11 protein-coding genes and 1 pseudogene are annotated in these 12,968 nt (G+C 42.2%); 3 read left to right on the top strand and 9 right to left on the bottom strand.

Annotated elements, in window-relative coordinates; genetic code table 11:
* Positions 1-10: 10 nt before the first annotated feature.
* The 4 genes and pseudogenes from ACU6U9_RS16110 to topA form a co-directional block, all read right to left on the bottom strand.
* Positions 11-664 carry a CDP-alcohol phosphatidyltransferase family protein gene (locus tag ACU6U9_RS16110; protein ID WP_446736035.1) on the bottom strand — a complete coding sequence of 218 codons (654 nt, stop codon included), beginning with the start codon at positions 662-664 and terminating at the stop codon, positions 11-13.
* Between the two features lie 420 nt (positions 665-1,084).
* Positions 1,085-1,585 (bottom strand): M48 metallopeptidase family protein, encoded by a 501-nt coding sequence (locus ACU6U9_RS16105; protein WP_446736034.1) that lies wholly within the window; start codon positions 1,583-1,585, stop codon positions 1,085-1,087.
* 9 nt (positions 1,586-1,594) lie between these two features.
* Positions 1,595-2,011: a tetratricopeptide repeat protein gene (locus ACU6U9_RS16100; protein WP_446736033.1), complete on the bottom strand. Its 417-nt coding sequence runs from the start codon at positions 2,009-2,011 to the stop codon at positions 1,595-1,597.
* Positions 2,012-2,182: 171 nt separating this feature from the next.
* Positions 2,183-4,816: pseudogene (gene topA / locus ACU6U9_RS16095) on the bottom strand (type I DNA topoisomerase); the annotation flags it as partial.
* A gap of 196 nt (positions 4,817-5,012) precedes the next feature.
* Here topA and ACU6U9_RS16090 point away from each other — a divergent pair.
* Complete coding sequence (locus tag ACU6U9_RS16090; protein ID WP_446736032.1) at positions 5,013-5,771, top strand: hypothetical protein; 759 nt, start codon at positions 5,013-5,015, stop codon at positions 5,769-5,771.
* On the opposite strand, the gene ACU6U9_RS16085 is transcribed toward ACU6U9_RS16090, so the two are convergent.
* The 3 genes from ACU6U9_RS16085 to fadB form a co-directional block, all read right to left on the bottom strand.
* A complete protein-coding gene (locus tag ACU6U9_RS16085; RefSeq protein ID WP_446737187.1) occupies positions 5,768-5,983 on the bottom strand; it encodes a DUF1653 domain-containing protein in 216 nt (71 codons plus the stop codon). The two genes, ACU6U9_RS16090 and ACU6U9_RS16085, sit on opposite strands and share 4 nt — an antisense overlap.
* Before the next feature lie 94 nt (positions 5,984-6,077).
* The gene (fadA, locus tag ACU6U9_RS16080) at positions 6,078-7,253 is read right to left on the bottom strand and encodes an acetyl-CoA C-acyltransferase FadA (RefSeq protein ID WP_446736031.1); all 1,176 of its coding nucleotides are present in this window, start codon (positions 7,251-7,253) and stop codon (positions 6,078-6,080) included.
* A gap of 26 nt (positions 7,254-7,279) precedes the next feature.
* Positions 7,280-9,427, bottom strand: a complete 2,148-nt coding sequence (gene fadB / locus ACU6U9_RS16075) for a fatty acid oxidation complex subunit alpha FadB (RefSeq protein ID WP_446736030.1) — start codon at positions 9,425-9,427, stop codon at positions 7,280-7,282.
* A 486-nt stretch (positions 9,428-9,913) separates the two neighbouring features.
* On the opposite strand from fadB, the gene ACU6U9_RS16070 reads away from it, so the two are divergent.
* A complete protein-coding gene (locus ACU6U9_RS16070) occupies positions 9,914-10,747 on the top strand; it encodes a hypothetical protein (RefSeq protein WP_446736029.1) in 834 nt (277 codons plus the stop codon).
* Here the strand turns inward: ACU6U9_RS16070 and ACU6U9_RS16065 are convergent.
* Both ACU6U9_RS16065 and ACU6U9_RS16060 read right to left on the bottom strand, forming a co-directional pair.
* Positions 10,737-11,222 (bottom strand): hypothetical protein, encoded by a 486-nt coding sequence (locus ACU6U9_RS16065; RefSeq protein WP_446736028.1) that lies wholly within the window; start codon positions 11,220-11,222, stop codon positions 10,737-10,739. The two genes, ACU6U9_RS16070 and ACU6U9_RS16065, sit on opposite strands and share 11 nt — an antisense overlap.
* Positions 11,223-11,267: 45 nt before the next feature.
* Complete coding sequence (locus tag ACU6U9_RS16060) at positions 11,268-12,128, bottom strand: LysR substrate-binding domain-containing protein (RefSeq protein ID WP_446736027.1); 861 nt, start codon at positions 12,126-12,128, stop codon at positions 11,268-11,270.
* 145 nt (positions 12,129-12,273) lie between these two features.
* Between ACU6U9_RS16060 and ACU6U9_RS16055 the strand changes: the two genes are divergently transcribed.
* Positions 12,274-12,939 (top strand): pirin family protein, encoded by a 666-nt coding sequence (locus ACU6U9_RS16055; RefSeq protein WP_446736026.1) that lies wholly within the window; start codon positions 12,274-12,276, stop codon positions 12,937-12,939.
* Positions 12,940-12,968: the final 29 nt, after the last annotated feature.

Below are 12,968 nucleotides of genomic sequence, written 5' to 3'. Positions count from 1 at the left end.
TTACCTCGAACTAAAAAAGCTTCCAAGTATAGATACTGCTTATTCCGAGCGTATATAACGCAAGCAAATAGACATTATGTTTATGACCAGAAAGTTTAGGGGTTTTAATCTGTGAAACATTCAATACGGCTAACGCAAATGCACTGACATAAAAAACCACTGAAAAAATATCGTCAGGCAATATACTTTCAAACAGAAAAATAAAGACCAACGCAATATTATTATTATCCAGCGCTAAGCCCGTATATTTAGATTCACCAGACAAACCAAACGTACTAAAATAACTTAACCGTATAGCGGCAGCGGCCAGCATGACGAATGCCAAGGGCAAGAATAATGGGTTAAAACCCGCAAAACTAAGAACAAGTGCCGCTGGCGCGACACCATAGCTGACAATATCAATCACCAAATCCAATTGGCCACCAAACATACGATCGGAACCGGTGCGCCCTTTCATTTTTCGAGCAACCAAGCCATCTGCCCAATCAAATGCAACCGCCCAAATCATGCCAATCATGGCCGCGTAATAAACGCCAATGACACTAAAATATATTGCCAATATTGTGCAAGCCAAGCCCGCAAGCGAGCAAATATTAGGTAAATCTTTTACAAAAGAAATAATGGTGGGCTGACGATCTTGAACGTCAATTTGGACAGTAGTCATAATGCTCCTAACAAGCTTTCTGAGGATTAAAGGCACACAGTCTTCGCGCTACAAATATTTAGCGCAGTAATTCTTCATTCATAAAAGAACAAAAATCATCTATAGATTTGACTCTCTCATAAAACTGAGAAGCGCAAACGGCAGGTGCAGTGGATCTAGAATATTTGCTTGCTAGCAAATAAAAGTCGTAATAAGGAGGATAGAGGCGTGATGGCCAGTAGGCTCGTTACAGGGAAAGACTAACCAGTGGACTATACGCCCTATTTGTTCAGGGGCACAGCAGTTTGATTTTTTAATTGTATCTAATAATGACAAGGTGATGACAAGGTGATGACAAAAGCCCCATTTATTGGGGCTTAAAGCTACTTTAAAGGCAGTATTTACGAGTTTTAATGAAAGCAATGGCTAGAAGAGCCGCCCCTAGCCTTTCATCAGTTCCTTTTGAATCAGATACAAACGCATATCAAATTCTAACTGATGATAGTCAGGCAGCATATGCTGACATAGTTGATAAAACGCCTTGTTATGATCCTTTTCTTTAATATGTGCCAGCTCATGCACAACGATCATTTCTAAAAACGCTTTAGGTGCCACTTTAAAAACAGAGCTAACATGTATCTCGTTTTTGCTTTTTATTTTACTGCCCTGCACACGATTGATATAACTGTGTGTACCCAAGGCATTTTTAATAACATGTATTTTATTGTCATACACCACCTTACTTAATGGTGAGGATTTTTTTAAATACTGATTCTTAAAGCTCATAACAAACTGACGCAAATCTGCGTCAGATTTAACCCTGTGAGCCTGACCATAGCGAGCATTCAGATAAGACTCTAGCTTGTCATTTTCAATTAATTTCGTGACTTGCTGCCTAACCGACTCAGCATACCCAGCCAAATATCGCTCTACTTCTTGCATAGTTAGCGATTAATTAATCAATGACTGTAGCAAGTCATGAATTTCGTTTTTCAATGCTTTGTCTTCGATATTAGAAGATACAATTTTGGCTTCACGTAATATCTCGATAGCCTCTTGAGTATCCCCTAGTTCAATCAACATAGTTGCTAAAGAAAAGCGTATTGATGAACAAAAATCGGCCGACTCTATCGCCTCTGCTTTTTCAAGCGCCTTACGATACAGGGTTGCAGCTTGCGCAATATCGTCCGTAAAATCCGCAAGTGTCTCCCATTGCACAGGGTGATCTTTTTCATCAGCTTCATGCTCTAAACAAATGCTGTTCAATTCTGCATAAAGTGCATCAAACGTCACTTGGTCTTTTTTATTAGCCGCTTTTAATAAGCTTTCAGCTAATGATGTCACGCGCTTATAAATTTTTGTATTCAACTTCATTTCCTCTAAAAAGCAAAAAACCCAGCTAGCAGCTGGGTTTATCGCTATTACTCTTAATTATTTAGCTTTCTTAGCGCTCGTTTTTTTAGCACTGGTTTTCTTAACTGAAGACTTCTTAGCCGATGTTTTCTTTTTAGCCGACGTTTTCTTTGCGGATGTTTTTTTAGCCGTAGACTTTTTCTCTGTCACTGCCCATTTATCACCCTCATAAAAAGCACTCCAACCTGTCGCCTTACCTTCTTCGTTCTCGGTAGCCACATAAATTTGAGCGGTCTTACGACTGTATCGAACTGTCGTTGGATTTCCATCACCATCTTTAACTGGCGCATCCGTTAAGTAGTGATACTTCTCAGGTAATTCAGCTTTATGTGGAATCAACTCAAACACTTTAGGTGCACGTGTCTCACGATTCTTAGGAAACTGGCTTGCCGCCAAGAACAAACCAGCCGCACCATCACGTAAAATATACGTATCGTCTACTTTTTCACACTTAAGCTCAGGACACGGCACAGGATCCATTTTTGGTGGCGCTGGCTGCCCGCTTTTCAGAAGCTTACGTGTGTTTTTGCATTCTTCATTCATACAGCCAAAATACTTACCAAAACGGCCATTTTTTAACTGCATTTCGCTACTACATTTATCACATTCAAGGGTTGGGCCTTCATAGCCTTTAATCTTGAACTCACCACCCTCAACTTCAACACCTTCACAGTCTGGATTGTTACCACAAATGTGAAGCTTGCGTTTTTCGTCAAGCAGGTAGCTTTCCATAGCCGAACTACAAATTTTACAGCGACGCTTTTCACGCAAACGACGGCTTTCTGCTTCTTCGTCATCATCAGCGCTAATGGCTTCATCACCCGGCGTAAGATTCATCGTCTTGGTGCAACGCTCTTTTGGCGGCAAGGCATAACCCTCACAACCTAAGAACACACCAGTTGTACCGGTTCGAATCATCATATGACGACCACACTCAGGACACTCGATGTCGGTTGGCACAGGGTCATTCAAGCGCATGCCGTCTTCATTACGGGCTTTATCTAATTTAATAGAGAAGCCTTCGTAAAATTGGTTAAGAACTTGTTTCCACTTTTTGCGGCCTTCAGCAATGTCATCCAGCTGCTCTTCCATGTTGGCGGTAAAGCTGTAATCCATTAGGTCTTCAAAGTTTTCTTCTAACCGAGACGTAACGATTTCGCCCATTTTTTCAGCATAAAAACGGCGCCCTTCAAGTCGTGCGTATCCGCGATCTTGAATGGTTGAAATAATAGAAGCATAAGTAGATGGGCGACCAATGCCTCGTTTTTCTAACTCACGTACCAAGCTTGCTTCGTTAAATCGAGCCGTTGGCTTGGTGAAATGCTGCTTAGGTTCAACATGATCAAGGCCAAGTACATCGCCTGACTTCAAGTCCGGCAATACCGTGTCGTCATCGCCTTTTGCAATGGCATTCATGGCTCGCATATGACCATCAAAACGAATCACACGGCCTTTGGCTTTAAGCTCAAAATTATCGCATTTTGCAGTTAGTGTACTGCTTGTAAATTCGGCATCGGCCATTTGACAAGCAAGGAAACGATTGCGGATTAAGTCATAAAGCTTATGAGCGTCTGGCTCCATGGCGTTTAGCAAATTAGAGCTCATACGCACATCAGAAGGTCGAATCGCTTCGTGAGCCTCTTGTGCGCCATCCTTGCTGCTATATATGCGCGGCTGAGCAGGTAAGTATTTCTCACCAAACTTAGTCGTAATGTACTGACGAGCACCTTCGACCGCTTCTTTACTCAAGTTAGTACTATCGGTACGCATATACGTGATATAGCCACCTTCGTATAAACGCTGAGCCATCATCATGGTTTTCTTAACACTAAAGCTTAAACGGGTGCTTGCGGCTTGCTGCAATGTAGACGTAATAAAAGGCGCAGCCGGCTTTGAGCGAGTCGGCTTATCTTCACGTTGTACAACTTCGTACGGGTCGCTATTTAATTTAGCCACAGCTGCCATTGCGTGTGTTTCATTGGTTGGCTTGTATTCTTTACCGCCCTCTTTCGTGACCTGAAACCGAATAGCGTCTTTTTCAGCCGACGTTAGATGGCTGAATGTCTCCCAATACTCTTCTGGCACAAACGCACGAATTTCAGCTTCGCGCTCAACCACTAAACGTACCGCAACCGATTGGACACGCCCTGCCGATAAACCACGAGCTATTTTAGCCCATAGCAATGGCGAAACCATAAAGCCTACGACGCGATCCAAAAAGCGACGAGCCTGCTGAGCATCTACTCGTGCTTGATCCAATATAGATGGCTTTTCAAACGCCGCCTGAATCGCTGTTTTGGTAATCTCATTAAAAACAACGCGCTTATATTCAGCGCCGGTATTGCCGATCACTTCTTTTAAGTGCCAGGCAATGGCCTCACCCTCTCTATCCAAATCCGTCGCGAGATAAATGACATCCGCGTCTTTGGCGAGCTTTTGCAGTTCGGCAACCACCTTTTCCTTACCCGGCAGAATTTCATACTGGGCTTTCCAGTCATTTTCAGGATCAACACCCATCTTGCTAACAAGATTGGTCTTATCCTTTTTCTTTTTGTGGACAATTTTATCTTCAGGCGACAATTTACGCGTAATGGCCGCTTGGCGGGCACGCTCTTTTGCATCCACTGGCTGTTTATTGGCACCCGTCGGCAGATCACGAACGTGACCCACAGACGACTTAACAATAAAGTCATTGCCCAGATATTTATTAATTGTTTTAGCTTTTGCCGGCGATTCGACAATTACGAGCGATTTTCCCATATACCTTGCGATTCCCTAGGTACGTCCTAAATTTGGCTGGCCCATATATAAGGCCCTGTTTTTCATCGGTCAAGTAAAAACCAAAGAAAGTGCCAAGCTAAACGTAAAATGCTTAATTATTGTACGTATTAATACTAAATACAGCTGCTACACTTAAACAAAGATCTAGTTGTTAAAAGCGGATATTGCAAACTTTATGAATTATTTAGTGATTACTATCTTTGTCGTTATCGGCATCGGGGCGCTATTAATTGCACAAAAAATAGCCCAAAGAGAACACCAGAAGCGCCTAATACAGTCTAAATGCAAGCGCATTCTTCAGCGTGCCAATGATATTTTTGACATTGCAACACTCGCATGCTCCTACATTAAATATGACGATGTCATTGATGCACTCTTAAAGCACTACAAACATTACATACACCAGCGGGAACAGCTACACCCTCAAACCGATACATCAGCGCTTCTTACTCAAGCTGATACACTTAAAACTCAATATAATCCGAACGATATCATCATCGAGTTAAAAAGCGATAATGAAATTAATCGATGCAAGCAAGCATTTAACAAAACAATCCAAATTTTGGGTGCCTGTGCAAGTAAAAGATTCATTGACACTGAATCCTATAAGCGAATGAAACACAATTTAAAGTTCACACTTATTCAGCTAGAAGTAGATGCCTATGAAGAACTTGCTGATATTGCAGGCGAAAAAAAAGATCCTGCGATGGCAACAAACTACTATAAATACGCAAAAAAAATACTCATTGAATCTGACATCAATTTTGATGGCAAGCATGAACATATCAGAGAAATCACCAGAAAAAACCAATTACTGTTCGGCAATATTGTAAAAGAAAAAATAGAACAACAAATTGAAAGTGAAAATGCCGTAGATGAATATGGCTTCCCTACCGACTTAAATGTTATGTCAGGCAAAGCAAAAAAGGACTAGTCTTCTTTTATTAACTCAAATCGCAAACGGCTTTGGTTTTCAACCAAGACACTTTGCGTAAACATATCTAAAGGTCGAACCCAGTAACCGTATTCACCATATAAAGCCTGATAATAAACGAGCCACTCCTGTGTTTCACTATGCTGCGCAGCACCCATCACTTTATATAAAGCACCTTTATAATGTTTATATATGCCAGGCTTAATCATAATAACCTCAATAGTTTTGGCATAAAAAAAGGCTGAGCAAAGCCCAACCTTTTTTTAACATAGAAGCCAAAGCTCCTTAGTTTCTACAAGCTAATGCTTATAGACGCTCCCATACGGTAGCAATACCTTGGCCCATACCAATACACATGGTAGATACACCAAATTTAGCATCTTTCTGCTCTAATACGTTGATTAGAGTAGTAGAGATACGCGCACCAGAACAACCCAATGGGTGACCTAGTGCAATTGCACCGCCGTGGATGTTGATTTTTTCATCAGCCACATCTTTAAGACCTAGGTCTTTAACACATGGTAGAGACTGAGCAGCGAACGCTTCGTTCAATTCCCAGAAATCAATATCTTGTGCCGTTAAGCCAGCACGCTTAAGTGCTTTCTTAGTCGCAGGAACAGGACCGTAACCCATGATCGCAGCATCACAACCAGCAACCGCCATTGCTTTGATACGTGCACGAGGCTTAAGACCTAGTTCTTTCGCTCTTTTGCCACTCATTAGCAACATCGCTGCCGCGCCATCAGTGATCTGTGAAGACGTTGCCGCCGTTACAGTACCAGCCTTAGGGTCGAACGCAGGACGAAGCTTAGACAAAGTTTCAAGCGTTGTCTCAGGACGAATAGTTTCATCTTGAGTGATAAGCACTTGCTTGCCATCTGCATCGTGCCCATACATAGGTACGATTTCGTTAGCGAAATCACCTTCGTCAGTCGCTTTTTGCGCTAGACGGTGAGAACGCTCAGCGAACGCATCTTGCTGCTCACGAGTAATGCCGTGCATTTTGCCTAGCATTTCAGCGGTTAAGCCCATCATGTTAGATGCTTTAGCAGAGTACTTTGAAGATGCAGGGTTATGGTCGAAACCATGCTGCATATTCACGTGACCCATGTGCTCAACACCACCAACAACAAATACATCACCGTTGCCAGTTTGAATCGCTTGCGCCGCAGTGTGGATTGCAGACATCGCAGAACCACATAGACGGTTAACAGTTTGTGCAGCCGCTTCTTTTGGAATCGCTGTCATCAAAGAAATTTGACGCGCAACGTTGAAACCTTGTTCCAAAGTTTGGTTTACACAACCCCAAATCACATCTTCAACATCAGATGCTTTCGCATTTGGGTTACGCTCAAAAAGCGCATTAATTAGGTTTGCAGAAATGTCTTCTGCACGTACGTTGCGGAAACAACCGTTACGAGAACGGCCCATCGGCGAACGTACGGCGTCAATTACAACTACATCGTTATCTTCGTAGCTCATATGTATTCTCCTAGTCTCGTTCGCAATTAACCGAAGTAGCTTTCGCCATTAGCGGCCATTTCACGCATCTTGTCAGTCACGTGGTATAGAGGGCTAATGTCTTTGTACTTGTCAGCAAGTTCAACGAAGTTAGCAAGACCAACTGTGTCGATATAGCGTAGAGCACCACCACGGAATGGAGGGAAGCCGATACCAAATACCAAAGCCATATCCGCTTCAGCAGCTGTATCTACGATACCTTCTTCAAGACAACGAACAACTTCGTTACACATTGGAATCATGCAGCGAGCAATGATTTCGTCAGCATCGAAGTCACGAGCTTCACCCAATACAGGTGCAAGCAACTCAAGAATCGCTTCGTCGAATACTTTCTTCGGCTTGCCTTTCTTGTCTTCTTCGTACTTGTAGAAACCTTTTTTGTTTTTCTGACCGTAGTATTCGTTTTCGAATAACACGTCCATCGCAGACTTAAAGTCAGCCTTCATACGCTCAGGGAAACCTTCAGCCATAACGTCGTTAGCGTGTTTACCAGTATCGATACCCACAACGTCCATTAGGTAAGCAGGACCCATAGGGAAACCGAATTTCTCCATTACTTTATCCACTTGACGGAAATCAGCACCGTCTTTAAGTAGAGAAGCGAAACCGCCGAAGTAAGGGAAAAGTACACGGTTAACTAGGAAGCCTGGGCAATCGTTAACAACGATTGGGGTTTTACCCATTTTCTTCGCGTAAGCAACCGTTGTCGCAACTGCTTTTTCAGACGTCTTCGCACCACGGATGATTTCTACAAGAGGCATCATGTGTACTGGGTTGAAGAAGTGCATACCTAAAAAGTTTTCAGGACGCTTAACGCTCTTCGCTAGGAAGTCGATAGAGATTGTTGAAGTGTTAGACGCAACGATCGTATTTTCGTTAACGTAGCCTTCAACTTCAGCCAATACAATACCTTTAACTTTAGGGTTCTCTACTACTGCTTCAACAACAACATCTACGTCGCCGAATTCAGCATAAGAAAGAGTAGGACGAATGCGGTTAAGTGCATCACCCATTTCAAGCGGCTTCATCTTCTTACGCTCAACACGCTTAGCAAGAAGTTTGTTCGCTTCGCCCAAACCTAATTCGATGCCCGCTTCTGCGATATCTTTCATTAGGATTGGCGTGCCTTTAAGTGCAGAAACAAAAGCGATACCACCGCCCATGATGCCCGCACCTAATACTGCTGCCTTTTTAGTCGGCGTAGCAATGGCGTCATATTCTTTGGCTTTTTTCTTCAACAACTGATCGTTGTTAAACAAACCGATAAGCGCTTGAGACTCAGTTGTTTTAGCAAGCTTAGCAAAACCTTTCGCTTCAACTTCAAGCGCTTTATCGCGGCCGAAGTTTGCAGCTTTTTGCATCGTTTTAATTGCTTCAACAGGAGCTGGGTATTGACCCTTAGTTTGACCAGCAACGAAACCTTTAGCCGTTTCGAATACCATCATTTGCTCCATGGCTTCAAGCTTAAGCTTAACAAGCTTCTCTTCACGCTTAGCTTTCCAGTCAAGGCTACCAGCGATTGCATCTTTAACCATTGCAATAGCAGTATCTTTTACGACTTCAGCTTTAACTACGGCATCAACAGCACCGAATTTAAGCGCTTTATCAGCACGGCTCTCTGCGCCCATGCAGATCCACTCGATTGCGTTATCGGCACCGATAACGCGAGGCAGACGTACAGTACCGCCAAAACCTGGGTAGATACCTAGTTTAACTTCAGGTAGACCTACTTTGGCTTTTTCTGACATCACACGGAAGTCAGTTGCCAAACACATTTCAAAACCACCACCCAAAGCGATACCGTTAATAGCAGTAACCGTTGGGAATGGTAGATCTTCAATTGCATTAAAAATCTGGTTCGCTTCAAGAATCCATTTGATAATAACTTCGTCTTCTTGTTTGAAGTTATCACCGAATTCAGTGATATCAGCACCTACGATGAAACAATCTTTACCAGATGTAACAACAAGACCTTTAACGTCTTTATTATCTTGTAGTGCTGCAGCGGAAGCTTTTAAATCTTCCAAAGTAACACGGTCAAACTTGTTTACAGATTCACCTTGTAAATCGAAGTTTAGTTCGGCGATGCCGTCTTCGAGTAGCTTAACCGTGATGGCTTTACCTTCGTAAATCATCAACAAATCTCCACGCTAAATATTAGCTGAGTGAACACAGCTTGAATAAAAAGTACTTAGCAAACACAAGGTTTAATAAGTACTTTAAAAACAAAACTGCTACTTACGGGCATTTGGTTGAAAAACACCCAACTAACCTAATTCATACGCCCGTTTGAATTTGGTAGCAGAACCTTCGTAAATCTGGCCTTAAATGTCAACCATTTCCGTATTATTTACTGAAAATCCCACCAAAACAGGTTGTTTTTTATCCACTTTGTTTCATATGAAGCAAAAGTAATGGCATATATGACCATAGACGAAAGTAGTAAAAAATGTTGATATTGATTATTACAGACTTGAGTTTTTACATTTTTGTCAAGAAAAAACGCCCATTAAACTCATCTTTTATAAGTAAATGTGATAAAGACCAAACTCTTCTTTGACTTACCCGTAAAATTAAGCAAACTGTGATTAAAATAATAAAAGATGCCCTCAGGATACAAAATGATAAAAATAGCCCTGAAGAAAGTATGCAGCGCATTCGCTTTGTGCCTTTTGCTTGCCGCTAATCCAGCAACCGCAGACGCTGATACCAACAACACCCTAAAGCAAGTATATGAGATGCGAACCCTTACGTTTGCCATTTTAAGCGACTATTACATGTTCAGTGGCTTAGAGGGTGATTCACGCTACAACCGTGAAATTGAATCTAATGTTAAGCAGTTTGAAGACCGCCTAGCCAAAATCACCGACAGCACCGCCCCAACAGCCCAGCTTGCCACTTTGGCAGCTGCGTTAAACGAATGGCAAAATTTTAAGCGTCTACTTGAAACCAACCGCGCTGATTTTCTGACTCAAGGCTATGCAAATGCCCGTCTAGTATCTGAACTCAGCACCGAAGGCATCGCGCTAGGTAAAAGCTTGGGCAAAGTTTACACCGCACTAATAGAGAAATCAGGGGTAAAACTTGCAGACCTAACTCAGCAAACCCGTGACATGGGCCTAATCATACAAACCCTTACTGCGGAATACGCAGCAAGAAGCACGTCAAGCCTAGGCCAAGTAAGCGTGGTCAGTATTAATGAAGGCGGCATGGATAACCAAGGAAAGAACTTTACGGCTCTTTTGACAAAACTAAAAGCACAAGGGGCTAACGAAAAGCGCATTTACAAGCTAGTCGATCAAGTCGAAGTAAAGTGGGAGTTTATTGCTAAGTCGATTGTTAATTACAATGAAAATGCAGTGCCATTTATCGTGAGCAGCTATGGTGACCGCATTACTCACGACTTAGAATCCATTAATGAATATTACACACAAAAATTACAGGCTAAGAAATAGCCTGTAAAGTTTGTAGGTATTCTTTTAATTTGACGGCATCAAATTCTTTACCTGATTCATTCCAAATAATACGACTGGAAACGGGTGTTCGCTCAATGGCGTTCACCTCAACAGGTAAAGCATCAATTATTTGCTTTACGCTATTTAAATCAATTTGAGCTTCTTGGCCATACCAACTCCACCCTTCTGGCAAGCCATCTTTCAACCAAGCATCCACCCTCACGATCGCCCAAGTGGTTTTATCTAATTTATCTGGCTCGGGGTTAAACAACTCATACGTGACACCCTCAACATCCTCTCGGACACCGCTGTTTTTAGGTTCAGCTTTTAATGTTTGAAGGCGCACCTTCAAACCAGCCATTAATGCCTCCTGTCGCCACTTAGCTAACTTTTGATCGCGAGGACTTGGGCGAACCCACATCACACTACCAATAACCGCTAGCGCGATAAAAATCATCGCTAACCATACCGTCATCTCTTACCACCTCTATTCATAATTTATCGTACCGTAAAATGCTCATCACCTTATTAATCTTTCAGCAAACTTTAAATTCAAAAAATCTAAAAATGCCCTTAATTTTGGTGTAACCCCATGCCGACTAGTATAAATGGCATTAAATTCTACACTGTGTGCTCGCCATTGTGGCAATACCTTAACTAGCTCACCGCTATTAACTGCTTTGTCTCCCATGTAGTCTGGCAATAATCCGATACCAACACCTTCGATGGTCAAACGATAAAGGGTTTCAAAATCATTAACTGTCACTTTTGAATTAAGCGGAACAGTGGTTTTATCTTTTTCGCTAAATAAAACCAAATTTCGCCTAATGTGATCATCCATAATCAGCAATGGCATGCTCTTTAATTCCACTACGGACAGATCCTTTCCTTGCTCAGCCAACCAGTTTGCATTGGCATAAAAGTGCACATGGCTTCGTCCTAGGTTTAAAGCCACCAATGTAGAATCTTCAAGCTTTCCAACCCGAATCGCCACATCAACACCCTCTTCAATTAAGTTTAAACGCTGATTAGTTAAATCTAATTGGAGATTAATATCTGGGTATTGGTTTAAGAACTCACCAATAATGGGCTGTACCAGTTGCTGACCTACCGTCACTGAAGTCGTCACTCGTAATAAGCCACTTGGTTCTGATTGCATTTGTCCGATCTTGAGTTCGGCTCGATCCATTTCATTTATGACATTCTGGCAATGATGAAAATAGATTGTCCCAATTTCTGTGAGATGAAGCCGCCTCGTCGTTCTTTCTATTAGGCGCACACCTAATTCTTGCTCTAATCGGCTTATTTTCTGGCTCACCGCAGACTTGGGCATATCTAGCTCATCGGCCGCAGCCGTAAAGCTGCCTTTACTGGCAACCATGGCAAATACAATTCTCTATCGTTAAAATTCTTCAATTCTATTGTTCACAGTTTTGAACAGTTAAATAATTTATCCCTTATATATCTAACGATAGGAGAAAGCTAGTATAAATTTCGATTACCACTAATTTAAACAAGGTGCACCGATGGAAGTACTACATCGCGACGATCTTCCTCAGGGTGGGTTTGCAGGGCTACTAGAACATCGCCTAGTTAAAGACTCAAAAGTATTTGGTAACCAGCCGAAAGACAGCACCTGGAATGGCATAGGCAATTTTGTTTATCTCGCAGATGCAAGGTTTTTACCTAATGGTGAAACCAAGATGCACCCACATAAAGAGATTGATGTCATTTCTGTCATGGTCAAAGGTCGCATCAAACATGAAGGCTCTTTAGAGCATGGCCAGTCATTAGATACATTCGATGCCCAAGTACAACGAGCAGGCGGCCAAGGCTTTACTCACAATGAAATTAATCCTGATTCAATTGAAAACAGAATGATTCAATTATGGGTCACACCTGAAATAGCTGGGCAATGCGCTGATTATCAAGTCTATCAACCAGCAAAAGGTGACGTGACCCGTATTTATGGTGGCGATGCCACGGCCAAGTTTCCAGCAAGTACTTTTATAGATATCGGCTTATTCAAAAAAGGCCAGCAATTCCATCATGAAGGTGAATTTCTTGCCTATATAACCACAGGTCTAGGTACCGCAAATGGAATAAGTGTGACTGACGGCGACCTTCTACGTGATTCAAAATTATCGTTTGAAGCATCAGAAGATTGCCAACTTATTCTCATTCATATCTAGCGTTTAATAAAAACCAAAACGAGGGTAAT

Source organism: Pseudomonas sp. HK3 (assembly GCF_052920985.1).
Note: the sequence above shows the minus strand (reverse complement) of the source record. Positions and strands in the feature narration are given on the sequence as shown.